The sequence below is a fragment of the Paraburkholderia steynii genome (assembly GCF_900100565.1).
Taxonomy (GTDB): domain Bacteria; phylum Pseudomonadota; class Gammaproteobacteria; order Burkholderiales; family Burkholderiaceae; genus Paraburkholderia; species Paraburkholderia terrae.
Window position 1 is genome coordinate 128,244 of record NZ_FNDI01000008.1, and the last position, 24,147, is coordinate 152,390.

Here is a 24,147-nt window from a genome sequence, read left to right on the forward strand (position 1 = left end):
GATCGAATGACATTCAAACCCGATCTGCTGGCGCTCGCCGCGCGTTTCGCGCAATTGCCGGACGCGCAGCGCAAGCTGTTCATCACGAAGCTCGGTGAAGCGGGCATCGACTTTCGCGTGCTGCCGATTCCGGCGCGCGCGGACCGCTCGTCGGCCGTGCCCGCATCGTTCGCGCAGACGCGGCTGTGGCTGCACGCGCGCATGATCGACGAGCCGGCGGCGTATCACGTGACGAGCCGGCTGCGGCTCGACGGCGAACTGAATCGCGCGGTGCTGCGGCACGCATTCGATGCGCTGATTGCGCGTCATGAAGCATTGCGCACCACCTTTGCCGAATCCGCAGATGGCGGCGTCGAGCAGGTCGTGCAAGCGCCTGCGCGTTGCCCGTGGCGCTTCACCGATCTGTCGCGCGCGGCGAACGACGAGCGCGAACGCATCGCCTCGGACATTGCGGCGAAAGACGAAGATCAACCGTTCGATCTGGCCCAGGACTCACTCGTGCGCGTGCATCTGATCGCGCTCGACGACTCGACACACTGGCTCGTGCTGACGATGCACCACATCGTCTCCGACGGCTGGTCGATCGACGTGCTGCTCGATGAGCTGGCCGCGTTCTACCGTGCGTACGCCAACGGCGACACCGTTGCGCTCGCGCCGCTGCCGGTTCAATACGCGGACTTTTCGCTGTGGCAGCGCCGCTGGCTAGACGCGGGCGAGGCTGAACGTCAGCTGCAATTCTGGCGCGAGCAGGTGCGAGCGGACGCGGGTGTGATCGCATTGCCCGGCAGCGGCGCGCGCCCGATGCAGCGCAGCGCGCGCGGCGGACGTCATTACTTCACCGTCGATGCAACGACGGCACAACGTGTTCGCACGCTCGCGCAAGCGCGTCGCGCGACGCCGTTCGCGGTGCTGCTCGCGGCCTTGCACGCATTGCTCGCGCGGGCGAGCGGCGAGTCGCACGTGCAGATCGGCGTGCCCGCCGCGAATCGCGAGCGCGCGGAAACGGCGGGGCTGATCGGCTTTTTTGTCAATACGCTCGCGGTGGGCGCACACGTCGATATGCGCGAGCCGTTCGAGGCATTGATCGACAACGTGCAGCGCGCGCTCGTCGATGGTCAATCGCACCAGGACGTGCCGTTCGAGCAGGTGGTTGAAGCGCTCGGTGTGCCGCGCAGCGCGAGTCATCATCCGTTGTTTCAGGTGATGGCGTCGTATGCGGCGCGCCGCGCATTGCCCGCATTCGACGACGTGCGCGTGACCGATCTCCCGTTTGGTGCGCCGTATGCGAAGTTCGATCTGACGCTCGGCTTCGAGGAACGCGAAGACGGCGCGCTCGATGCCGCGTTCGTCTATTCGACCGATCTGTTCAACGCGCAGGCCGTGCAGCGGATCGCGGGCGAGTACGCACAGTTGCTCGACAGCGCGCTTGCGTCGTCGCACGCGCCCGTGGGTGACCTCGAATGGCTGACGCGGGACGAACGTGAGCAACTGGATGCGTGGAACGCGTATGAACATGCAGACGGGCCGTTTGTCCCCGTGCATGTGAAGCTCGCCCAGCACGCGAAGAAAAAGCCCGACGTGAGCGCGGTGATGAACGCCGAAAAGACGCTCACGCGCGCCGAACTCGACGCACGCGCCGCGCGGCTCGCGGCGCGGATGATGGCGGCGGGTGTCGGCGCGGAAACACGGGTCGGCATCGCAGTGGGCCGCTCGACGGATCTGTTCGTTGGGCTGCTGGCTATTCTCAAGTCGGGCGGCGCGTTCGTGCCGCTCGACCCGACGCATCCGCGCGACCGCCTTGCGCATATCGTCGACGACGCGTCGATCGAGCATGTCGTCACCGAGCGGCGCCATGTGCCGAAGCTTCCGCTGCGGCACGGCACCCGCCTATGGTTGATTGACGCGGAAGACGAGTCAGCGCAAGACGACGTTGCCTATCACGAACCGGCCATTGCACCGACGCAGGCCGCGTATCTGATCTACACGTCGGGTTCGACGGGCAAGCCGAAGGGTGTCGTGGTCGATCACGCATCGATCGCGATGCACTGCGCGGCGATTGCCGCGCGCTACGGCATGCGCGAGAAGGACCGCGTGCTGCACTTCATGTCGATCAATTTCGACGGCGCGCATGAATGCTGGCTCGCGCCGCTGACGGCGGGCGTCGACATCCGCATCACCGACGATGCGTTGTGGCCACCCGCGCAAACCTGCGAAACGATCGCGAGCGAACGGATCACGATTGCTGCATTCCCGCCGAGCTACGCGCTGCAAATGGCCGAATGGGCGCGCGCGCATGGCGCGCCGCGTTCGCTGCGCTCGCTCACGGTCGGCGGCGAGGCGACCTCGCGCGAAGCGTTCGCCGCGCTGCGTCAGGCGTTTCCCGATGTGCGCGTCGTGAACGGTTATGGTCCGACGGAGACGGTGATTACGCCGTTGCTGTGGATGATCGACGCGCACGAAGACGCGAGCGATATCGCGGATGCCGCTTACTTGCCCATTGGCACGCCCGTCGGCGAGCGCACCGCGCATGTGCTCGATGCGAGCCTGCGGCCGTTGCCGATTGGCGTGACGGGCGAACTGTATCTGGGCGGCACGGGCGTCGCGCGCGGTTATCACGCGCGCGCTGCGTTGACGGCTGAGCGCTTCGTGCCCGATCCATTCGGGGCGCCGGGCACGCGGCTGTATCGAACGGGCGATCTGGTTCGGCGGCGTGCGAATGGCGTGCTGGAGTTTGTCGGGCGTATCGATCATCAGGTGAAGGTGCGTGGGTTGCGTATCGAGCTCGGCGAGATCGAAGCGCGCCTGATGGCGCACGACGATGTGCGTGACGCGGTGGCCGTGGTGCGCGGCAGCGGCGCCGACGCTGCGCTCGCTGCGTATGTCGAACTCAGCGACGAGGCACGCAAGCGCAGCGAGCGGGTCGATGGCGATGCGCTCGCAGCGCATTTGCGCCGTGCGTTGCCGGACTATATGGTGCCGCCGCATATCGTCGTGCTCGATGCGCTGCCGCGCAACGCGAACCGCAAGATCGACCGCGCGGCGTTGCCGGAACCGGTACGCGTCGAGCGTGCGTTCGATGCGCCCGCAGCGGGCATCGAAACGGCGCTCGCGGCGATCTGGTGCGAAGTGCTGCGCGTCGAGCGCGTGGGCCGCGCCGATCACTTCTTCGAACTGGGCGGCCATTCGCTGGCGGCCGTGAGCGTGGCAACGCGCGTCAGCGAACGGCTCGCGCACGACGTGCCCGTTCGCACGCTGTTCGAAGCGCCGACGCTCGCTGCGTACGCGCAACGCGTGGCCGAAGCGCCGCGTGTCGGGGCGCGTGAGAACGAGCGTCACGAGCCGGAATCGAAAGACGCGAGCGACCTCGCGTTGAGCGATGCGCAACGCGCGCTGTGGTTTCTGTGGCGCGCGCAGCCGGAAAGCGCGGCGTACAACATTCCCGTCGCGCTGCACCTGCGTGGCGCCGTGGATGCGGCCGCGCTGGAAAACGCATTCGATCACGCAGCGCACAAGCATCCCGCGTTGCGCGCGCGCCTGGTATCGGCAAAGGGTGCGGCCGAACCGCGTCAGGTGATCGACGCGTATCGTCGCGTGACGTTGCCCGTCGTCGATCTGCGAGCGCTGGCGTCGATGGATGAACGCATTGCTGCAGCGACGCAGCTAACAGATGAAGACGCGCTCACGCCGTTTGATCTCGCCAAAGCGCCGCTGTGGCGCGCGCGCCTGATCCGTCTCGCCGACGACGATCATGTGTTGTCGGTCGTGATCCATCACATCGTTGCAGACGGTCATTCGATCGACGTATGGCTCAACGACGTGCAGAGCGCTTATTCGGCACCCGCAACAGGCGAGCCGTTGAGCACGTCGCCGCTGAAACCCGTATTCGCCTCCCGCACGAAGCCGAGGCAAGTCGACCTGAAGTACTGGCGCGACGCATTGCGCGACGTACCGTTGATGCGTTTGCCGCAGCCTTCGGGCGAGCGTCCCGTTTCGCCCGAATGGAGCGCGGGACGCATCGCGTTCGAGTTCGACGCGCAGACGGTCGAACGCGCGAAGGCGTTGGCGATGTCGTCGCACGCAACACTGCCGATGCTGTTGCACGCGGTGCTGAACGTCGTGCTCGCACGGCAGACGGGCGCGCTCGATCAGGCTGTCGGCGTACTCGCATCGACGCGCGATGCCGGCACCGACGACGTGATTGGTCTCTTCATCAACGCTGTCGTCGTGCGCACGGCGATGCGCGAAGCGGGATCGCCGCGCGAAGTAATTGCCGCCGTGCGCGAAGCCGCGCTGGGCGCGTATGCGCATGTCGCCGCGCCGTTCGCGCAGGTTGTCGATAGTGTGCGCGCGTCGCGCACCGCGAACGGCAATCCGCTCTTCCAGGTGATGTTCAACTATCTGCGGCCTGCGCAAAGCGATACGCGCCAATGGCATGGCATCGAAGTGGATGAGTTCAACGACGTGCGTCATCGCGTCGTGTTCGATCTCGAACTCGATATCGTCGAGCATCCGGATGGCCGCGTGACGGGCGCGTTCTCGTATGGACGCGAACTGGTGGCTGGCGAGTTCGTTGCGCGGTTGTGCGCCGACTATCTGGCCGACGTCACGCGCTTTATTGAAGCGCCAGAAGAAGCGATTGTCATTTCGGGCGAGACGCCCATCACCGCGCAGACGAAAGCGCATCAAGCGTCCATCGATCCTTCGCCGCGTACCGAACGACTCATGCATGCGCTCGCACGCATCTGGGCCAATACCTTCGACGGTGACGCGCCCAATCACGACGACAACCTGTTCGAAGCAGGCGCGACGTCTTTCGACGTCGTGCGCTTCGTCGATGCGGCGAGCGCGGCGGGCTACGCGATCACGATCGACGACGTGTTCGTCCATCAAACGCTAACGAGCGTGGCCCATGCGCTGGCGCTGCGACTCGACGCGAACATCGAACAGGAAGCACGCGAACCGGCTACGGAGGTGCGCGATGCACGCTGATTTCATACGGAGTGACATGAACACGTTCAAGCAACCGTCGCTGGCGGCGTATCTGGAAGGCGACGCGATCACGGTGGCCGAAGACGGCCGCGCCGAAGGCATCGTGCTGCACGCGCGCTGGACGCGTGAAGCGGGCCTGCGCATCGTCGAATGGTGCAAGGGGATTTCGCCGCTGGGGCAACGCCGCGCGGTCCTGGCCGCGTTGCGCGCGGCATTCGGCGCGAGTCGCGACAGCAAGTCCATCGCGCTCGATATCGACAAGCTGCATCGCGACGCGTTCGACCCGCTGCGTCACAGCGGCGTGCTGACCGCGCAGAACCTGTGCCTGCGCGACGCTTGGGCGCAGCAGCCTGATTTGTGGCTCACGCGCGATGCGTCGACGCCGCACGCGGCGCTGTCCTATGCGATGACGGACGGCGCGCGGCACCCGCGGCGCGCGCCTTATGTCGACGGCGTCGTGTATGCGCGCGATGTGCCCGAGTTCGGACACCGCTTCACGTTGCACACGGCTTGCGTCGCGCAGCACCTCGAACACCTGCATGCGTGGATGAACGAACCGCGCGTCAACGCGTTCTGGGGCGAGGCGGGCACGCTCGACGCGCATCGCGCGTACCTCGAACGCGTGCTGTCGACGCCGCATGTGCATCCGTTGATCGGCGCGTTCGACGGCGAGCCCTTCGGTTACTTCGAAGCGTATTGGGCGAAGGAGGACCGCATTGCGCCGTTCGCGGCATCGACGGATTTCGACAGAGGTCTGCACATGCTGGTCGGTGATACGCGCTGGCGCGGCGCCGCCTGTGTGGCGGCATGGCTGCCGTCGCTGGTCCATTACCTCTTTCTCGACGATCCGCGTACCCAGGCTGTCGTGTGCGAGCCGCGTCACGACAACGCTCGCATGATCGATTACCTGAAGCAGCACGGCTTTTCGAGCATCGCGCATTTTGATTTTCCGCACAAACGGGCGTTGCTGATGCGCGTGGTTCGCGAAGCGTTCTTCGACGGTCGTCATCTGTGATGCCCCGCTGCGCTTTCCGTCACACGCACAACGTTCGTCGCCACTGGTAGAAGGGAGACATTTCATGAGTCAACGAGAATACATTCACGATCTGATCGGCGTCGGCTTCGGGCCGTCGAATCTCGCGCTGGCCGTGCGCCTCGCGGAAAACGGCGGCGCGCCGGGCGCGCACTGCTTCATCGAACGGCAGCCGGAGTTCGGCTGGCATCGCGGCATGCTGCTCGACGACAGCCGCATGCAGATTTCCTTCCTCAAGGATCTCGTCACGATGCGCGATCCGAAGAGCCGCTTCACGTTCATCAACTATCTGTTCGAGCGTGGACGTCTGCAGGATTTCGTCAACCTGAAGAATTTCTATCCGACGCGGATCGAGTTTCATGACTATCTGCGCTGGGTCGCAAGCGCCTTCGACGATCAGGTGCATTACGGCGAATCGGTCACGCAGATCGAGTCCGTCGCGGACGAGAACGATGCGCGCACCGTCACGCACTTGCGTGTGCATTCGCGCGATGGGCAAGGCAAGGAGCGTCATCGGCTGACGCGTGCGTTGTCGGTCGGCATGGGCGGCGTGCCGCAGATTCCGGCGGCGTTCGCAGCCTTGCGCGATGCCGCCGTGGTTCACTCGTCGAACTATCTGACGACGATCGGCGATGTGATCGGCGACGGCAAAGGCGACACGGCACGGCGTCGCGTCGCTGTCGTCGGCAGTGGCCAGAGCGCGGCTGAAGTGTTCATCGACCTGACTCGCCGCTTCCCGCACGTCGACGCGACGCTCGTGATGCGCGCGCCCGCGCTGAAACCAGCGGACGACAGCCCGTTCGTCAATGAAATCTTCAACCCGTCATTTACCGATCTCATCTATTCGCAGCCGAAGGACGCGCGCCGCTCGCTGCTCGATACGTTCCGCGACACCAACTACTCGGTGGTGGACCGGCCATTGATCGAGCAGATCTATGAGCTGCTGTATGTGCAAAACGTGAGCGGCACGGCGCGTCATCGTCTGCTGAACAACTGCGCGATCGAATCCGTGCGTGAAGTGCAAGGCGCGCAAGGGAATGAAATCGACATGCGTCTGCGCGACCGCATGGACGGCGATGCGCGTGGCGAGCGTTTCGACGCCGTCGTGCTCGCGACGGGCTATCGGCGCGACGCACATCACGCGTTGCTCGACCCGCTCGCCGACGCATTGGGCAAACCCGTCGAGCAATGCGAAGTCGCGCGCGACTACATGCTCGCAACGCCGGCGCATTTCCACCCGCGCATCTATCTGCAAGGGTGCTGCGAAGACAGTCACGGCCTGAGCGACACGCTGCTGTCGATCCTCGCGCGCCGCGCAGACGAAATCGCCGGCTCGCTCGAAGCAGGCAACAACGAAAACAGTTTCGCAGTTCAAGCGCGCACAGGGGCGCAAACCGGGGTGAGCGGCGGCCGCGTGGCTTTCGCTCTTTGATAACAACAAGCGGCGCGACGCGCCGTCATCAATATTCCGAGGTATCAGATGGAGTGGGTCACAGGCACGCAGCGGCGTGCCATTGCTGCGGCAGCCAGCATGACTTTTCTCGCCACGGCAACGGGTTACGCGCAGGCGCAACAGGCGCCGGATAACCAGAACAGCGCGCAAGACAAGACAGCGACGTTGCCCGCCGTGAAGGTGCAAGGCACGGCGGCGGGCGATACGGAAGGCTTCGTCGCGCATCGAACCGCGACGGCGACGAAGACGGATACGCCGCTCGACGAAGTGCCGCAGACGGTGAACATCGTGACGGCGGCGCAAATCGAAGAGCAGGGCGCGACGTCGATCAATCAGGCGCTGCGTTATGTGCCGGGCTTTTCGTCGTACGGCGCGAGCACGCGCTCGGACTGGTACACGGCAATTCGCGGCTTCACGCCGAGTGTGTTCGTCGATGGGTTGCAGGTGCCCAACACGCTGAACCTCGCGAGCTGGCGCGTCGATCCGTATCAGGTGGAAAGTATCACGGTGCTGCGCGGACCGACGTCGGTGCTTTACGGACAAGGCGACCCGGGCTCGCTCGTCGACATTCAGACGAAGCAGCCGACAGCCGAGCGTATCCGCGAAATCGAATTGCAGATCGGTACCGATGCACGCAAGCAGATCGGTATCGACCTGGGCGGCAAGATCGACAAGGACGGCACGCTCACGTATCGCTTCGTCGGCGTGGGGCGCGACGGCAACATGCCGACGGGGCCGAATGCGGATCAACGACTGATGTTCGCGCCGTCGATCAAATGGCAGCCCACGGCCGATACCTCGTTGACGCTGTACGCGACCTATCTGCGCGATAACACCGACGTGTCGGATAACTTCCTGCCCGCGTCCGGCACGATTCTGCCGAACCCGAATGGCGTGATCTCGAACGACCTCTATACGGGCGACGGCAACTTTGCGCGTTATGACAAGCGGCAGTGGTCGGTCGGCTATCAGTTCGAGCAGCGCTTGAATCCGACCTGGACGTTCCGACAGAACACGCGCTACATGCACCTGTCGTTGAACAACTCGACGGTGTACGGCGGCGGCCTCGATCCAACCGACCCGACGGAAGCGTCGCTGACGCGTTACGCGGGCCAGTTCCAGCCGAACTACTCGCGCTTCGACATCGACAATCAGGCGCAGGCGCAATTCCACACCGGCTCGATCGAGCATACGGTGCTGCTCGGCTTCGAATACAACCGGCAATTGTCGACGGACAGCGAACAGCTCGCGCTGGCGCCGAGTCTGAACATGTTCAATCCCGTCTACGTTCCCGTGACGTCGGATATCTTCAGCGGGCCGAATTCGTTCGGTTATAGCGATACCAAAACGAAGCTCGACAGCTTTGGCGTCTACGCGCAGGACCAGATCAAGCTGACGCCGCGCATCGTCTTCACGATTGGCGGCCGCCAGGACTGGAGCCGTAACACGACGACAAATACCGTCGCGAACACCGAACAGCGGCAGAACGATCACGCGTTCACGTATCGCGTGGGCGCCGTGTATCTCGGCGATTACGGTTTGTCTCCGTATATCAGCTACGCGACGTCGTTCAATCCCGTGATTGGCGTGAATGCGGACGGCACGCCGTTCCAGCCGACCAAGGGCAAGCAGATCGAACTCGGTTTGCGCTGGCAGCCGTTCAACAAGAACCTGATGTTGAACGCGGCCATCTATCAGATCAACCAGACCAACGTCACGACACCCGATCCGAACGATCCAACGGGAACGTTCAGCGTGCAGACGGGTGAAGTGCGTTCGCGCGGCATCGAGTTCAGCGCCGTTGGCAACGTCACGCGCGATCTGAGCATCATCGCTTCGTACGCGTATCAGGATGTGAAGAACATCAAGGCCAACGACGCTTCGCTGAACAAGTGGCCAGTCGCGATTCCGTTGCCGCACCAGACGGCTTCGCTGTGGGCCGACTGGACGTGGCACACGGGGCCGCTGACGGGTCTTGGCTTCGGCGCAGGGCTGCGTTACGCGAGCTATAGCGCGGGCGCGGCGGACAACTCGCTGCACGTGCCGGGCTATACCGTGTACGACGCTGCCGTCCACTACAACATCAGCAAATGGCGCTTCGCGGTGAACGCGACGAATATTTTCAACCGCCGCTATGTGACCGGTTGCCAGAGCGCGTTTGCGTGCTTCTACGGCAACCAGCGCACGGTATTGGCGACGGCGCGTTACGACTGGTAAGCGCCGCGACCATTGGATCATTTGAGGAAAGGAAGACAAGCATGAACGCTCGCGTGGCCTTTGAGGAACTTGTTCCGACGCCGGACGGCTTTGCATTGTCGGCGTGGCCGCGCGATGCGGCACCCGTGCAGCTATTGCCCGCGCTCGCGGAGATCTTTTGCCGCGATGCGAAGCGACAGCAGGTGTCGCTGACCTTGCCGTTCGAACATGACGACGATGCGACGCATGCGTTCGTCACGCGTGCGATCCGCGAAGGTATCGTCGATACTGCGGCGCATGAAGGCTCGATGCTGCGGCTCATGACGTCGCGCGTGACCTTCTGGCAGCAGCCGTCGCTGTGGCTCACAGCGCCTTCTTCGGCAGGCATGCCGATGCGCTACACGATCCATCACAACCGGCGCCATCCCGTGCGCGCGCCGAAGCCGAAGGGTACGGTGTATCGGCGCTTCATGCCGACGGTCGGCATGACTTTCACGCTGCGCACGGTCGACGTCGAGCGCGACACGGACCTCTTTCACCATTGGCAGAATCAGGATCGCGTTGCGCACTTCTGGGATTTCAAGGGGACGCGCGAGCAGCATGCGGCGTACCTGGCCGAGCAGTGCGCGGACCCGCATGTGCATCCGCTGATCGGATGCTTCGACGACGAACCGTTCGCGTACTTCGAGGTCTATTGGGCGAAGGAAGATCGCGTCGCGCCGTTCTATGATGCCGGCGATTTCGATCGCGGCCTGCATCTGCTCGTCGGCAACAGCGACTATCAGAGCGCGGGCAAGCTGCGCGCGTGGTTCAACGGCATCCTGCATTACATGTTTCTCGACGATCCGCGCACGCAACGCATCGTCGGCGAGCCGCGCATCGATCACACGCGGCACATTGCATGGATGCACCGGCTGGGCGCCTTCACGCTGAAGGAGTTCGATTTTCCGCACAAGCGTGCGGCGCTCGTGATCGTCGAGCGCGAGACGTACTTCGGGCAGTTCGGGCCTTGAGGTGTTGCGCGGTTAGACCTGCACCTGCACGCAGTGGTCGACATTGCCGACGCGATTGCGGGCTTGCAGATTGGATCTGAAATAATGTTCTGATTATTTCTGTTACGAAGGAATAATCTTCCGGTTTGTGGCGGTCGAAACCCGTAAACAGGGAGCCTATCCACAATGTGACCCGGTATATTCTTCCACATGCTTCCTTGCCCGCAACGACAGCGGATTACCCTCCGCCGACGGGCGCCGCGTCATCCGCAAGATGACGCCGGCAGGGGCGGTCAGCGGCGAAACCCACGCCGTGCGACGCGTTCATCGGTCACGGAAGCATTCATCCCTCCGCGCTTTTCTCCTCCTCTGTTCTCCCCGCTTTTTTGAAAGCATCGACAGACGCTTTTATTACTAAAACAATCTATATTGCAGAAACAAGACCCTTCATCGCGAGACGCGACTCCCATCGGGCTTGTGGTAGACCGTGCCTGCGCGCCACGTCGCATCGTCAGATCATGGCGGTCTTCAGAAGACGGCCATGCTTCAACCAGCAGGGGGGAGCCATGTCTTCGTCACCGCTTTTCGATGCGCCGCACGGTCTTGGCGATTCCGGCGAACAGGTCGATTCGCGTCTGCACAATCACGATCTAGCGCCCGTGCCGCACGCCCGGCGCACGTGGACGGGCTATAGCATCTTCGCGATGTGGATGTCCGACGTGCATAGCGTCGGCGGCTATACGTTCGCTGCGAGTCTGTTTCTGCTCGGTATTTCCGGCTGGCAGGTGCTGATTGCGCTGACGGTCGGCATTCTCGTCGTCTACATGCTGATGAACTGGGTGGGCAAGCCGAGCTATATGCACGGCATTCCGTTCCCGGTCATGGCGCGCGTGAGCATGGGCGTGATGGGCGCGAACCTCGCCGCCGTGATTCGCGGCGTGGTCGGTATCGTCTGGTATGGCGTGCAAACTTACTTCGCTTCGAAAGCGGTCGCGACGCTGCTGGTTTTGTTTCTTCCAGCATCGACGGCATTGCAAGGCTTCAGCTTTCTGCGCCTGGACGGTTTGGGGTGGGTGAGCTTCCTGTTCATGTGGTTCTTCCAGTTAGTGATCTTTCAACGCGGCATGGAGACGATCCGCAAGTTCATCGACTTTTGCGGGCCGGCCGTGTATGTGGTGATGTTCGTCTTGATGGCGTGGATACTCTCGCAGGCCGGGCTTGGCAGTTTGAATCTGACGCTCGGCGGTAAAGCGCTAACAGGCGCGGAACAGTTCGCGGGCATGGGCAATGCCGTGCTGCTCGTCGTCAGCTATTTCGCTGCGTTGCTGTTGAATTTCGGCGATTTCTCGCGCTTTGCGAAAAGCGAACATCAAATGAAGGTCGGCAACTTTTTGGGGCTGCCCGTCAATTTCATCGTGTTCGCGATCATCACGGTGATCGTGACTTCGGGTAGCGCGACCGTGTTCGGCTCGATGATCATGGACCCGGTGGCGATCGTCGCGCACATCCAGAACAAGGTGGCCGTGGTGATCGGCAGCGTCACGTTTATCGTGGCGACAATGGGCATCAATATCGTCGCCAATTTCGTTTCGCCCGCCTACGACATCGCGAATCTTTTCCCCAAACATGTCGATTTCAAGCGCGGCGGCCTGATCGCTTCCATTCTCGCGGTACTCGTGTGCCCGTGGATATTCGTCGACAGTCCCAAGGCCATTACGATTTTCGTCAGCGTGTTCGGCGCCGTGCTTGCGCCGCTCTATGGCGTGATGATGGCCGACTTCTATCTGATCAAAAAACAGCAGGTGCAAACGGCCGAGTTGTACACGATGTCGTCGACGGGCCGCTTCTATTACGACGGTGGCTGGAACAAGGTCGGCGTCGCGGCGCTCGTGCTGTCGGGCTGCATTTCTATTGGCTGGGAATTGTGTACACAACTACTGCACGTCCTGCCTGAAAACAACTTTGGCTGGCTGATCGGCGCGGTGGCGGGCGCGGTTCTCTACGTTGGGATGATGCGCGCTGCCCACAGAACCTGACGCAACTGAAACCGGCCGCATTGGCGCGATAGCACGAATACTGACGCAATAGCGTTATGGACCGATTTAAGCGCTAGTTTGTCTTTAGAGACCGATCAAAGTATTCGATACTCAGGAGTCGATTCGCGACGTGCGATGGCGGGCCACTGTCGTTATATGCGTGCATATCCGACCGTATATGGCGGCAAGGCCACCGAATCGAAATAACTCCATACTGCTACGACTTTCGAACGGACACGAAGATGGACCGGCTTGACGCGTTAAGGCTGTTTGTCGAAATCGCCGAGGCCGGGAGCTTTTCCGCGGCCGCGCGAAAGAGCACGGTGTCGACATCGACAGTCACGCTCGCGCTGCAAAAGCTGGAAGAGGAAGTGGGCGCGCGCCTAATCATGCGCACGACTCGCCGCCTCGCCTTTACCCATGAAGGTCAGCGCTTTCTCGACGACGCGCGCCGCGTACTCGCGGATTGGGATGCCGCAATTCTGAGCCTGCGCGAAGACGGTCCATTGAACGGGCCGATCCGGCTGACCGCCAGCAACGATTTCGGCCGCACACGCGTCGTACCATTGCTCGACAAGTTCATGAGCGAGCATCCGCAAGTGCAGGTGTCGCTGCTGCTGACGGATGGCCATGTCGATCTCGTCGATCAACATCTGGATCTCGCGCTGCGCAACGGCCCGCTGATCGACTCGCGGCTCAAGGCGCGGCTGTTGCTGACGGGGCCGCGTGTGGTATGCGCCGCGCCGTCGTATTGGGCGACGCATGGCAAGCCGATGCACCCGGCGCAATTGTCTTCGCACAACTGCCTGATTCTCGCGCGTCCCGATGCGCCGTTTTCGAACTGGCCGTTCGTCGTCGACGGCAAGCAGATTGCGGTGAGAGTGTCTGGCAACCGTGTGGCGAGCGACGGCGGCGTATTGCGCGAATGGGCCGTGCATGGCTACGGCGTGATACTGAAGAACCGCTGGGATATCTATCATGAACTGATGTCGGGCCGACTCGAAACGGCGCTTGATTCTTTCATCGGCGAGCGCGTCGATCTGTTCGCCGTCTATGCGGGCGCGGTGCCGAGCCGCCGCGTTGGCACGTTTATCGACTTCATCGCGCGCGAACTGTCGGTCGACGATACGCTCGAACTGCATCCGCTCGACAGTCTGCGCCCGCTTTAGCGACGGGCTTCGATTGTTCAGACTTTAATAGACCTTCCGTGACGCCGGTTGCACCGGCTTGCAAAAGCGGGTAGCCTAACTCCGATTGTACTTGTCGGAGTGGCTATGTCTCATATCAGCGCAGGCGTCGAATATGGGTTGCACTGCCTGCTTTTTTTGACGGAAGCGGCGCCCGGCGGCGTGGCCGAAGCGAGTGTGCGCGATCTGGCGGAACTGCAAGGCGTGCCCGCCGACTACGTCGCGAAGCTGTTTACGAAATTACATAAGGCCGGGCTGGTCATTGCAACGGAAGGGGCGAAGGGCGGTTTTGCGCTCGCGCGTCCGGCAAACCAGATTTCGGTGCTCGACGTGGTGACGGCGATCGATGGCGACAAGTCCTTGTTCGAGTGCCGGGAAGTGCGCACGCGCTGTGCGGTGTTCGGCGAGACCGCGCCAACGTGGGCGACGAGCGGCGTGTGCTCGATTCATGCCGTGATGCAGAACGCCGAGAAGCGCATGCGCGAGGCGCTGGCATCGCAATCGCTGGAGGACCTGGCGGTCCGCACGACGGCAAAGGCGCCGCGCACCTATGGCCCGCAAGTCGTGAAGTGGCTGGACGGCCGCACGACGGGCAGGCGGCGCGAGCGTGGTGGTTCGCGCAGTGGTTCAACGCCCGGCGCGCGTTCCTGAGCGACACGCCGTTGACATGACAAAGGCCGCAGCCTTGAAAGCTGCGGCCTTTTTGTTTTGCGGCTTTGTGCTGACGATTACGCCGTCTCTTGCAACTCGCTGCCCACGCGCGCACGCTCCCATGCGGCCCAATCGGCTGCGACGCTTGCCAGCTCGGCGTGCGCGCGTTTCAGCGCCTCGATGCGCGCTTCCTGATCGGAGAACTGCAATGGCTGTGCATCAACGAAGCGCGGATCGTTGGCACCGATGAAAGCAAATGCGGCTTTGAGCGCCGGCGTCAGCGCATCCATCGACGAAAACGGGTTCCCGGGACGCAAATCTGCGCCGCGCGTCGTGATGAACAGCACCTTCTGACGGCTCAACTGGCCGACGATGTTTCCGGCCGCGTCCGCCTTGTAGGTAATGCCGGGACGCGTGGCGCTGTCGATGAACGCCTTGAATGCCGAAGGCATCGACCAGTTGTACATCGGCATCGCAAACACGAACGCGTCGGCTTCGAGCAGCCGTTTGCAGAGCGCGTCGGAGGCGGCCAGCGTAGCGCGCATCTCAGCCGTGCGCTCGTGCTCTTCCTTGTAGGTCGCGATGGCAAAGGCCTCGGTGACGTGCGGCGGCGTATCGACCGTGACGTCCAGATAGTCGAGCTCGACATCCACGCCCTCGGCGCGCAGGTTTTCGATGAACTGGCGCGACAGGGCGCGGGAGTTGGACCGTTCGCGCTTGGCGCTCGAATCGACGTGGAAAATTTTCATCTGGATCTCCAGTAACTGCGATCAAAGTTGTCGTAGTTGTGAGGATAGAGAGTTTGCCCGCAGTGCGCAACAGAGGGGGCGCGAGCGCGGGTGGACGCGCGTGCATTTCGACGGGGCGCAGGAAAGCGGCGAACGCCTTACGCAGCAAGGCATTGCGGGGTTGTTGCGCAGCGCGACGGGCTGATAAGAGAGAAAAACGGGATTCAGTGTTGCGCGGGACGACTGCGGTTGCGACGCAGGTTTCACCTCGGTGCCGCCGTGCCATCGAATGGGCGAATGGGCGCTTTTCGCGTAACCCTTGCAAAAGTCATGCGTATGACAAAGGAACGCAACGCCATAACAGGCCATGCGTACACAGAAGGATGGATGCTGCGCGTGCAACGAATGTTGCCGCGTGAAGCGCATGCGTCAATCGACGACGCGCAGCACCAATATGTGGAAGCGCCGGAGCTTCACAGCCTGTGGCGTTTAAGGTTTGTTCAGGTTTTTCGCCGCACACACAAGAACGTGTATGTGACATCAATCGAGCATGATTGCGCTCGGACAGGACGGCACGGCGGATGCCAGAATCATCCTGTCGCGGTTAGCGGGGAAATAGCTTTCGCAAGCCCTCGGTCGAAACACCGGGTCGCCACGCCGGATCGGCATACCCGTCAGCACGCAGAACGAGTCCATGCGTGCGAGACCGATTCGCCATACCTGATCCGCGTAATGACCTGAGCGTGGATCGCTCCAGCACACGCTAAGTGTCTTCGATGACAGCTGTTCAAGAATGGAGATATGCGCCGGCGGTGGCTCGACCTCGACAGGCTCTAACGCTTCAGGCGGTGGCCGCTTGGTCATGCGAAATTTCTTTTTTGGACCGTATTGTGCTTTCCTGGCAGATTCAATGGGTGTGGGCATCAGGACGCCTACCAATGCGCGTCTAACGATATCTTCTTCAACCGGACGAGTCATCATTCACCTCCGTCACAGAGTTTGGCTGGCGGCACGCTCCTTCGCGGCCGAGGTGCTGCTGCTGACGTCAACAGTGTTGTACGGTGTGGCTCGCAAGGCAGATCAGCGACTTGCCTGCATGGCGCGCAGCGATACGCGAAACCGAGTCCCGACATCAACGCGCCGTGACTCTATATTGGACGTTCAGGCGGCCATACAGCAAGTTAAGCGTTGTTAACCGGAAAGTGCAACGTAATACTTTCCACTTCAGGTGTCTTTTCTTAACGCCCGATAAAGCCTGCGCTAACTATATGTAAAGCAAGCATGTCGGCTTAAAGATGTATTGCCATTACTTCTTGTCCCATGTGACGAGGTCTTTATCGTTGTCGTCAGCGACAAAGATGGCGAGCAGCTTTGCAGGCTTCGTCTTGCTTGCGTTTTCGCTGACCATGTGATGCACGCCCGGTGCTTCTGTCCAGCTTTCACCTGCGTGATACACGCGCGCTTCGCCATCGTCGACCTTGCTTCGGATCTCGCCCTGCAGCACGTAGCCGACCACGAATGCCTGACCATGACGATGCGACGGCGACACGCCGCCCGGTTTGTAGTCGACGACGATGGCCGTCATGGTCTTGCCGGGCACATTTGCAATCGGCGTCTGGAACGCCGGGCTGATGTGCTCGCGCGGCCCATCGACACCATGCGCGTGCGCCGCGTGAGGCGCCGTCAGTGCGATGCAGGCTGCCGCCGTGGAGGCAAGAACGGTCTGAACGAAATTCACTTTAACTCTCCGAAGAATGAATGGTTTGCAATGGCGCCGCGCAGCAAGCGGGCCAGGCCGGCATCGTCTGCATGACGGCTATGTTATGCAGACGTTTTAACTACGACTAACAAAGTCGTAGTTCGGAGAGTAAACGCTTTTTTGACGGCATGCAACGGAACGTACGTTCACCTCCTTGCGATTTCCATTTTCACGGAATGGATTCTTGCCATCTTTGTCATCTGTGTCTAGAATTCGCGAAATTGACAACTATGTCAAAGATGGCGGGAAAATGACCCGAACATGACAAAACTGCCACGCGTCGCGCGGCCTCAAGCGGAATCCATACTCATGTCCACCGATGCTTCACTTCCAACAACATCTGCCAACGGTCAAACTGCCGTATGGCGGCACATCTTCGCGGGCTTCTGCGCGAGCCTCGTCGGCATCGGGCTGGCGCGCTTCGCCTATACACCGCTGATTCCGCCGCTCATTCAGGCGCGCTGGTTCGCCGCATCGGACGTGGTGTACCTGGGCGCAGCGAATCTTGCCGGGTATCTGCTCGGTGCGTTGCTCGGCCGTCCGGTCGCGCATCGTCTGACGAACACACATACGTTGCGGGCCATGATGGTGCTGGTCACGGTGACCTTTCTGGCGTGCGCGTTTCCCGTCTCCGTCGCGTGGTTCTTCTTCTGGAGATTACTGTCGGGCGTCGCGGGCGGCGCGATCATGGTGCTGGTCGCTGCAACGGTGCTGCCGCATGTGCCGGCGGATCGTAAGGGTCTCGCAAGCGGTGCGATCTTTCTGGGCCTTGGCGTCGGCATTGCGGCTTCGGGGACGATCGTCCCGTTGCTGCTCAATCTCGGCTTGCACAACACGTGGATCGGCATCGCGATCCTCTCCGCGGCTTTGACGCTGGCAACGTGGTACGGATGGCCGTCGGCGACGAAAGCGCACGCGCATTCCGCGCACGCCGCTCCAACTGCGAAGCCGCACAACCCGTCGACAGTTCGTGTGCTCTACGCCGAGTACGCGTTGATGGCGGTCGGCCTTGTTCCCACGATGGTTTTCCTGGTCGATTTCATTGCGCGCGGACTTGGCGCGGGCGCGCATGTCGGTGCGGCATATTGGATTCTGTATGGCGTTGGTGCCATTTTCGGCGCGCCCGTATATGGATTCATGGCCGATCGCCTAGGCGGGCGCTTTGCAATCCGCGCGCTTACGCTGTTGCAGATCGTCGTGGTCGCAGCGTTCGCGATGTCCAGCAATCAGATCGTGATCGGCGTGCTGACACTGGTCATCGGCAGCTTTCCGCCGGGCATCGTGCCGATGATGCTTGCGCGCGTCCATGAAGTCCTGCCGCACGATCATGCCGGGCAGCACAGGGCATGGAGCCGCGCCACGACGACGTTTGCGGCATTTCAGGCGCTCGCGGGCTACACGTATTCGGCATTGTTCAATAGCAGCGGTGGCAACCATCGCCTACTCTTTGCGATTGGCGCGGTGGCGCTCGTGTTCGTCGTCCTGGTCGACTGCGTCGCGCCGTTGCTTGCACGAAAGCCTGGTCAAAAACGGAACAACCGATAAGGCAAAAATCGCAGCGTTACTCATCGTTTGAAAAGCGCACCCGATCAGGTCGTTTAAAGAAGATCGCGGGGCGCCTCGCGTGAGTCACGTTAACAAGGATTAACTACCGCTCACGCGTTCAGCGACCGACAATTCCCACTTCCAGTTTCGCAATGACGTGCGTGTATCGACGCGGAGGTTTCGAACGTGAAGGCAGGCGTGGACCGTCCGTTCCGGAACGCCACGGATGACGCCGATGCGCAGCGTCCCGAAGGCGTGTTGCCGCTGTCGTTGGCACGCGGCAGCACGCGGCTCGCGCTGATACCGCGTCTGCTGATTCTCGGCGTGTGCGGCTGGTCGCTGATCGAAACGCCTGCGGAGTTCGATCCTTCCGCTGGCGATCTGGGCATCGCGGCCCTCGCACTGGCGAAGATTGCGTGGATCGTGATCGGCGTGGCAGCCGCGCGTGGAACGAGGCGCGCGCAATGGATCTTTTCGTTTCTTTGCGGACTGAGCCTCGTCGCCATCGTGCCGGGCCTGCCCGTCGAACTGAACCAGTCGGCGTGGATCTTTACGCAATCGCTCGTGGAATGCGTGCTCAAGGCAGGCGCTCTGCTCGCATTGGGGTTGTCGCGCGTCACGCGTCCCGCCGCCGTCGATATCGCGTCATGGCATGACGACGACGCAAACATCCAGCGGCCTTGAAAGCAGCCTTAAAGAACCTCTCACGTACTGCATTTCCCGAATGCTCTGCATCGACTTCTAGACGGCTAACGGCCTCTTGAACAGATCGCGCGCGATCGAGCAGAACAGTTCTGTCGTAGAGCTTTGATCCTGCAAACGCCGGCTCATGATGATCGGCGACGACACATTCGTTTCCTCGATCGACCGATAGGTCACGCCGCGGGCCCGCAAACCCCGCACACTCTCCGGCACGAGACACACGCCCACTTGAGCGGCAACGAGTCCTAATGCCGTCTGCAGTTCCCGTACCTCGTGAACGGCGGTCGGTTCGACGGCGTGGTCGCGGAACGCGGACAACTGCTGATCCGCGTAGCTCGGGCGCGGCGTCGACGGATAGATGATCAGCGTTTCTTTCGACAGCGCGTCGAGCGTCAGTTGCGCCACGTCGGCGAGCGCGTGGCCCGCAGGCAAGGCGGCAATCAACGGTTCCTCGACGAGCACTTCGCGCGCCAGTTGCGATTCGTCGAAACGCAGCCTGCCAAAGCCCACGTCGATGCGTCCGCCCTTGAGCGCGCTCAGCTGCTCGATCGTAAACATTTCGATCAGCGAAATCTGGATCAGGGGCGCGGCTTCCCGAAACGCGCGGATCACGTCGGGCAGCGGGCCATACAGCGTGGACGGCACGAAACCGATCACGATGCGCTCCGCGAGTTGCGCAAGCCGCCGCGTGAGCGGCAGCAACTCATCGCTTTCTTCGAGCAGGCGCTTGGCCTGCGCATAAAAGACGCGCCCGGCTTCCGTCAGCTTGAGCGGGCGCGCGCCGCGTTCGAACAGCGCAAGCCCCACCGTGTCTTCGATCTGCTGGATCTGCCGCGAGAGCGGCGGCTGCGTCATGTTCAGGCGCTCGGCGGCCCGGGTGAAGTTCCTTTCCTCGGCGACCGCCACGAAATAGCGAAGTTGACGCAGTTCCATCTATGCCCCGAAGGTATGGAAATAGACTTAATCGGACTTGGACGGATTCTGCCGGCACCCCTAGTATGGGCACATCAGCAGGAGAGCCGTATGATACCAAGCGCCGTTCAGATACAAGCTGTAGAGACTATTCTCGTCGATGTTCCGACGATTCGCCCGCACCGCCTGTCGGTCGCCACGATGAATTGCCAGGCACTTGTGCTGATCCGCATTCAATGCGCGGATGGTATAACGGGCTGGGGGGAGGCGACCACGATCGGCGGTCTCGCGTATGGCGAGGAAAGCCCCGAAAGCATCAAGACCAACATCGACACCTATTTCGCGCCGCTGCTCAAGGGCATGGACGCGACCCGTCCCGGCCAGGCGATGGCGAAGCTGCGCGAATGCTTCCAGGGCAACCGCTTTGCGAAGTGCGCGATCGAAACCGCGTTGTTCGACGCGCAGGCACAGCGTTTCGGCGTGCCGCTGTCGGAGCTGTTCGGCGGCCGCGTGACGGATTCCGTCGAAGTCGCATGGACGCTGGCGAGCGGCGACACGGGCCGCGATATCGACGAAGCGCATCAGATGCTGGAAATGAAGCGGCACCGCGTGTTCAAGCTGAAGATCGGCACGCGCGCACCGGCTGAGGACATCGCGCACGTCGCAGCGATCAAGGCGGCCGTGGGCGACCACGCCGAAGTCCGCGTCGACGTGAATCAGGCGTGGAGCCAGGCGGAAGCGCTGTGGGCGTGCGAACGCCTCGCGGACGCGGGCTGCAATCTGATCGAGCAACCCATCGCCGCCGACGACCGCCGCGGCCTCAAGCGTCTCACGCATCACTCGAAAGTGCCCATCATGGCCGACGAGGCGCTGCATGGTCCCGTCGATGCATTCGATGTCGCCAGCGAGCATGCGGCCGATGTATTCGCCGTGAAGATCGCGCAATCGGGCGGCCTGACGGGCGCGGCAAGCGTGGCGGCGATTGCGCTTGCTGCGGGCGTCGACCTGTACGGCGGCACGATGCTGGAAGGCGCGGTCGGCACGATCGCTTCGGCGCAACTGTTCAGCACGTTCCGCGAATTGAAGTGGGGCACTGAGCTGTTCGGGCCGTTGCTTCTCACACAGGAAATTCTCACCGAGCCGCTGCGCTACGAGAACTTCTCGTTGCAATTGCCGCAAGGCCCGGGACTCGGCATTCAACTCGACCTCGACAAGATCGGGAGACTGCGCCGCGATTCGAAGCATGGCGCGAGTGTGGTCAAAGGTTAGCAATGGCGGTGCTGAATCCGCAGCGCCTTAAGAACCGCCCTAAGCACATTTGGCATCGTCATCAGTGATTGGACTAAAAGGAGACATCCCCATGGACATCAAAACCATCGACGCCCTGTTGAACAAGATCAACGAAAGCGCCACGCACGAAGGTAATGCCCGCACGAAGCAGGTGGTCAACCGCATCATCCGCGATCTGTTCATCACGATCGACGAACTCGACGTGACGCCGAACGAATTCTGGTCAGCGCTGAACTATCTCGGCGAAGCGGGCCAAAGCGGTGAGCTGGGTCTGCTGGCGGCGGGTCTCGGCTTCGAGCACTTCCTCGACGTGCGTCTCGACGAAGCGGAAGCCAAGGCAGGCCTCCAGGGCGGCACGCCGCGCACGATCGAAGGTCCGCTGTATGTGGCGGGCGCGCCGGAATCGACGGGCCATGCACGGCTCGACAATGGCAACGAACCGGGCGAAACGCTGGTGATGCGCGGCCGTGTTCTCGCCGAAAACGGCGAGCCGGTACGCGGCGCGCTGGTCGAAGTGTGGCACGCGAACCATCTGGGCAACTACTCGCACTTCGACAAGTCGCAGGCCGAATTCAATCTGCGACGCTCGATCCGTACCGACGAAAACGGCACGTACAGCTTCCGCAGCGTGGTGCCGATCGGCTATAGCGTGCCGCCGCAAGGCAAGACGCAGCAACTGCTCGATCTGCTTGGTCGTCACGGTCATCGCCCGGCGCATATTCACTTCTTCGTGTCGGCACCCGGTTATCGCAAGCTGACCACGCAGATCAACATCGAAGGCGATCCGTATCTGTGGGACGACTTCGCGTTCGCAACGCGTGAAGGTCTCGTGCCCGCCGTCAAGAAGGAAGAGGGCGCAACGGGCAAGCCGTATGGCATCGACGGCCAGTTCGCGTTGATCGACTTCGACTTCAGCCTCGTCAAGGAACGCGACAACGTGCCGACGAGCGAAGTGGAACGCGTGCGCGCCTGATATCAGCGGTATCGCTGAAAGTGTATGAATGCGGCCGCCGTTCGAGGTGGCCGCGTTGTTTGAAAGCGCGGCATGCAGTGGAAGCCGCGCAACTGCAATGAATCTACAGGGAGTCCACGAATGCTATTTCACGTGAAGATGGTCGTTAAGCTGCCGCCCGATATGCCTGTCGAGCGCGCCAATGAATTGAAGGCCACAGAAAAGGCCCTGGCGCAGCGTCTGCAAAAGGAAGGCATCTGGCGGCATCTTTGGCGCATTGCGGGCCTGTACGCGAATTTCAGCGTGTTCGACGTGGAAAGCCCCGCGCAGCTCAATGAGATCCTCATGCAGTTGCCGCTTTATCCGTACATGGAAGTGACGGTGGATGCGATGTGCCGCCATCCTTCGTCGATTCACGAAGACGATCGCTAGGCGCTGGCACAAATAAAAAAGGAAGAGACGCGGAGTACCGTCTCTTCCAAAGCACTACCAGGGTAGCCTCAACAGACAACAACAACCACTACAACAAAAACGCTATATCAATCGAGCGCGGAAGCGGGACCGAAGAACTCGTAGCGGGTCTGCTTTTCCGGCACGCCAATCGTCTTCAGATGGCGCTTCACCGCCTGCATGAACGACTTGGGTCCGAGGAAGTACACATCCACATCACGCGAAGCCGGCAGCCATTCGATCAGACGAGCTTCGTCGATATAGCCTTCCGCGTGATACGCGTCGTCGTGCTGACGCGGCTTCTCATACACATAGAAGCGCTTGAGTTGCGGATGACGCGCAGCCAGTTCGTCGATATGGTCGCGGAACGCATGCACGCCGCCGTGACGCGTGGCATGAATGAAGTGAATGGGACGCGACGTTTGCAGCGCGGCGTTCAGCATCGCGAGCGTCGGCGTGATACCAACGCCACCGCTGATCAGCACCAGCGGCTTGTCGTTGTGCTCCAGCGTGAAGTCGCCCGACGGTGTGAGCAGGTCCAGTGTCGCGCCTTCATTCACCGAGTCATGCAGATAGTTCGACGCCTTGCCGTTCGGCTCGCGCTTCACGCTGATCCGATATTCGCGGCCGTTTGCCGCAGCCGACAATGAATAGTTGCGGCGAATCTCTTCACCATCGACGATCAGCTTCAGGCCGATGTACTGGCCCGGATGGAATTCGAGCAGCTCGCCGCCGTCGGCGGGGCGCAGATAGAACGACGTGATCTCGTCGCTCTCCTTGACCTTGCGCGCCACCACGAATGGCCGCGTGCCGCGCCAGCCGCCCGTTGCGGTTTCCTTCTCGACATAGACATTCTCTTCGAGGCCGATCAGCAGGTCGGCCAGTTGCTGATATGCGGCGCCCCACGCTTCGATCACGGCATCCGTGGCGATTTCCGCTCCGAGCACTTCGCGGATCGCGCGCAGCAGACATGCGCCGACGATCGGATAATGCTCGGGCAGGATGTTGAGCGCGACGTGCTTGTTGACGATCTGCGAAACCAGTCCGCCGAGTTGTTCGAGTTGATCGATATGACGCGCGTACATCAGCACCGCATTCGCGAGCGCGCGCGGCTGATCGCCCGATTGCTGGTGCGCCTGGTTGAACAGCGGGCGCACACTCGGGTACTCCGCCAGCATGGTCTTGTAGAAGTGCGTGGTGAGCGCTTCGCCGCCGCTTTCGAGCAGCGGAACAGTTGCCTTGACGATTGCGCGATGTTCGGCTGACAGCATG

The 24,147-nt window shown here is 61.9% G+C and carries 18 protein-coding genes; 13 read left to right on the forward strand and 5 right to left on the reverse strand.

Features of this window, described 5'->3' with window-relative positions:
- Window positions 1–6: 6 nt before the first annotated feature.
- From BLT65_RS16435 to BLT65_RS16470, 8 genes are all read left to right on the forward strand, one after another.
- Window positions 7–4,989 carry a non-ribosomal peptide synthetase gene (locus tag BLT65_RS16435; protein ID WP_091779166.1) on the forward strand — a complete coding sequence of 1,661 codons (4,983 nt, stop codon included), beginning with the start codon at window positions 7–9 and terminating at the stop codon, window positions 4,987–4,989.
- A gap of 16 nt (window positions 4,990–5,005) precedes the next feature.
- Window positions 5,006–6,004: a GNAT family N-acetyltransferase gene (locus BLT65_RS16440; protein WP_244186508.1), complete on the forward strand. Its 999-nt coding sequence runs from the start codon at window positions 5,006–5,008 to the stop codon at window positions 6,002–6,004.
- A gap of 64 nt (window positions 6,005–6,068) precedes the next feature.
- Window positions 6,069–7,454, forward strand: a complete 1,386-nt coding sequence (locus tag BLT65_RS16445; protein WP_091779170.1) for a lysine N(6)-hydroxylase/L-ornithine N(5)-oxygenase family protein — start codon at window positions 6,069–6,071, stop codon at window positions 7,452–7,454.
- A gap of 48 nt (window positions 7,455–7,502) precedes the next feature.
- Window positions 7,503–9,692 (forward strand): TonB-dependent siderophore receptor, encoded by a 2,190-nt coding sequence (locus tag BLT65_RS16450; RefSeq protein ID WP_091779172.1) that lies wholly within the window; start codon window positions 7,503–7,505, stop codon window positions 9,690–9,692.
- A gap of 41 nt (window positions 9,693–9,733) precedes the next feature.
- A complete protein-coding gene (locus tag BLT65_RS16455) occupies window positions 9,734–10,684 on the forward strand; it encodes a GNAT family N-acetyltransferase (RefSeq protein ID WP_091779174.1) in 951 nt (316 codons plus the stop codon).
- A gap of 545 nt (window positions 10,685–11,229) precedes the next feature.
- On the forward strand, window positions 11,230–12,699 hold the full coding sequence (locus tag BLT65_RS16460) for an NCS1 family nucleobase:cation symporter-1 (protein WP_091779176.1): 1,470 nt from the start codon (window positions 11,230–11,232) through the stop codon (window positions 12,697–12,699).
- Between the two features lie 242 nt (window positions 12,700–12,941).
- The gene (locus tag BLT65_RS16465) at window positions 12,942–13,868 is read left to right on the forward strand and encodes a LysR family transcriptional regulator (protein ID WP_042304260.1); all 927 of its coding nucleotides are present in this window, start codon (window positions 12,942–12,944) and stop codon (window positions 13,866–13,868) included.
- 105 nt (window positions 13,869–13,973) lie between these two features.
- Complete coding sequence (locus BLT65_RS16470; protein WP_042304259.1) at window positions 13,974–14,537, forward strand: RrF2 family transcriptional regulator; 564 nt, start codon at window positions 13,974–13,976, stop codon at window positions 14,535–14,537.
- Window positions 14,538–14,614: 77 nt separating this feature from the next.
- Here BLT65_RS16470 and BLT65_RS16475 read toward each other — a convergent pair whose 3' ends face one another.
- From BLT65_RS16475 to BLT65_RS16485, 3 genes are all read right to left on the reverse strand, one after another.
- Window positions 14,615–15,286, reverse strand: coding sequence for an FMN-dependent NADH-azoreductase (locus tag BLT65_RS16475; protein WP_091779178.1), 672 nt, complete (start codon window positions 15,284–15,286; stop codon window positions 14,615–14,617).
- A gap of 519 nt (window positions 15,287–15,805) precedes the next feature.
- Window positions 15,806–16,246: a DUF3331 domain-containing protein gene (locus BLT65_RS16480; RefSeq protein WP_091779180.1), complete on the reverse strand. Its 441-nt coding sequence runs from the start codon at window positions 16,244–16,246 to the stop codon at window positions 15,806–15,808.
- Window positions 16,247–16,571: 325 nt separating this feature from the next.
- Window positions 16,572–17,003, reverse strand: a complete 432-nt coding sequence (locus BLT65_RS16485) for a cupin domain-containing protein (RefSeq protein WP_007586358.1) — start codon at window positions 17,001–17,003, stop codon at window positions 16,572–16,574.
- A gap of 330 nt (window positions 17,004–17,333) precedes the next feature.
- On the opposite strand from BLT65_RS16485, the gene BLT65_RS16490 reads away from it, so the two are divergent.
- Both BLT65_RS16490 and BLT65_RS16495 read left to right on the forward strand, forming a co-directional pair.
- On the forward strand, window positions 17,334–18,569 hold the full coding sequence (locus BLT65_RS16490) for a YbfB/YjiJ family MFS transporter (protein WP_091779182.1): 1,236 nt from the start codon (window positions 17,334–17,336) through the stop codon (window positions 18,567–18,569).
- Between the two features lie 186 nt (window positions 18,570–18,755).
- Window positions 18,756–19,253, forward strand: a complete 498-nt coding sequence (locus tag BLT65_RS16495) for a hypothetical protein (protein WP_091779183.1) — start codon at window positions 18,756–18,758, stop codon at window positions 19,251–19,253.
- Window positions 19,254–19,310: 57 nt separating this feature from the next.
- Here the strand turns inward: BLT65_RS16495 and BLT65_RS16500 are convergent, their stop codons facing one another.
- Window positions 19,311–20,204: a LysR family transcriptional regulator gene (locus tag BLT65_RS16500; RefSeq protein WP_091779185.1), complete on the reverse strand. Its 894-nt coding sequence runs from the start codon at window positions 20,202–20,204 to the stop codon at window positions 19,311–19,313.
- Window positions 20,205–20,294: 90 nt separating this feature from the next.
- On the opposite strand from BLT65_RS16500, the gene BLT65_RS16505 reads away from it, so the two are divergent.
- From BLT65_RS16505 to catC, 3 genes are all read left to right on the forward strand, one after another.
- Complete coding sequence (locus BLT65_RS16505) at window positions 20,295–21,452, forward strand: muconate/chloromuconate family cycloisomerase (protein ID WP_091779187.1); 1,158 nt, start codon at window positions 20,295–20,297, stop codon at window positions 21,450–21,452.
- A gap of 91 nt (window positions 21,453–21,543) precedes the next feature.
- Window positions 21,544–22,446 carry a catechol 1,2-dioxygenase gene (catA, locus tag BLT65_RS16510; protein WP_091779189.1) on the forward strand — a complete coding sequence of 301 codons (903 nt, stop codon included), beginning with the start codon at window positions 21,544–21,546 and terminating at the stop codon, window positions 22,444–22,446.
- A 120-nt stretch (window positions 22,447–22,566) separates the two neighbouring features.
- Entirely contained in the window at window positions 22,567–22,857 is a 291-nt protein-coding gene (gene catC, locus BLT65_RS16515; protein ID WP_007586367.1) for a muconolactone Delta-isomerase, read from the forward strand.
- 107 nt (window positions 22,858–22,964) lie between these two features.
- On the opposite strand, the gene hmpA is transcribed toward catC, so the two are convergent.
- On the reverse strand, window positions 22,965–24,146 hold the full coding sequence (gene hmpA / locus BLT65_RS16520; RefSeq protein WP_091779191.1) for an NO-inducible flavohemoprotein: 1,182 nt from the start codon (window positions 24,144–24,146) through the stop codon (window positions 22,965–22,967).
- Window position 24,147: the final 1 nt, after the last annotated feature.

What these genes read in the sequence shown, in the direction of transcription:
- BLT65_RS16435 (WP_091779166.1), top strand. Translation starts at nt 7, where the DNA reads ATGACATTCAAACCCGATCTGCTGGCGCTCGCCGCGCGTTTCGCGCAA.
- BLT65_RS16440 (WP_244186508.1), top strand. Translation starts at nt 5,006, where the DNA reads ATGAACACGTTCAAGCAACCGTCGCTGGCGGCGTATCTGGAAGGCGAC.
- BLT65_RS16445 (WP_091779170.1), top strand. Translation starts at nt 6,069, where the DNA reads ATGAGTCAACGAGAATACATTCACGATCTGATCGGCGTCGGCTTCGGG.
- BLT65_RS16450 (WP_091779172.1), top strand. Translation starts at nt 7,503, where the DNA reads ATGGAGTGGGTCACAGGCACGCAGCGGCGTGCCATTGCTGCGGCAGCC.
- BLT65_RS16455 (WP_091779174.1), top strand. Translation starts at nt 9,734, where the DNA reads ATGAACGCTCGCGTGGCCTTTGAGGAACTTGTTCCGACGCCGGACGGC.
- BLT65_RS16460 (WP_091779176.1), top strand. Translation starts at nt 11,230, where the DNA reads ATGTCTTCGTCACCGCTTTTCGATGCGCCGCACGGTCTTGGCGATTCC.
- BLT65_RS16465 (WP_042304260.1), top strand. Translation starts at nt 12,942, where the DNA reads ATGGACCGGCTTGACGCGTTAAGGCTGTTTGTCGAAATCGCCGAGGCC.
- BLT65_RS16470 (WP_042304259.1), top strand. Translation starts at nt 13,974, where the DNA reads ATGTCTCATATCAGCGCAGGCGTCGAATATGGGTTGCACTGCCTGCTT.
- BLT65_RS16475 (WP_091779178.1), bottom strand. Translation starts at nt 15,286, where the DNA reads ATGAAAATTTTCCACGTCGATTCGAGCGCCAAGCGCGAACGGTCCAAC.
- BLT65_RS16480 (WP_091779180.1), bottom strand. Translation starts at nt 16,246, where the DNA reads ATGATGACTCGTCCGGTTGAAGAAGATATCGTTAGACGCGCATTGGTA.
- BLT65_RS16490 (WP_091779182.1), top strand. Translation starts at nt 17,334, where the DNA reads ATGTCCACCGATGCTTCACTTCCAACAACATCTGCCAACGGTCAAACT.
- BLT65_RS16500 (WP_091779185.1), bottom strand. Translation starts at nt 20,204, where the DNA reads ATGGAACTGCGTCAACTTCGCTATTTCGTGGCGGTCGCCGAGGAAAGG.
- BLT65_RS16505 (WP_091779187.1), top strand. Translation starts at nt 20,295, where the DNA reads ATGATACCAAGCGCCGTTCAGATACAAGCTGTAGAGACTATTCTCGTC.
- catA (WP_091779189.1), top strand. Translation starts at nt 21,544, where the DNA reads ATGGACATCAAAACCATCGACGCCCTGTTGAACAAGATCAACGAAAGC.
- catC (WP_007586367.1), top strand. Translation starts at nt 22,567, where the DNA reads ATGCTATTTCACGTGAAGATGGTCGTTAAGCTGCCGCCCGATATGCCT.
- hmpA (WP_091779191.1), bottom strand. Translation starts at nt 24,146, where the DNA reads ATGCTGTCAGCCGAACATCGCGCAATCGTCAAGGCAACTGTTCCGCTG.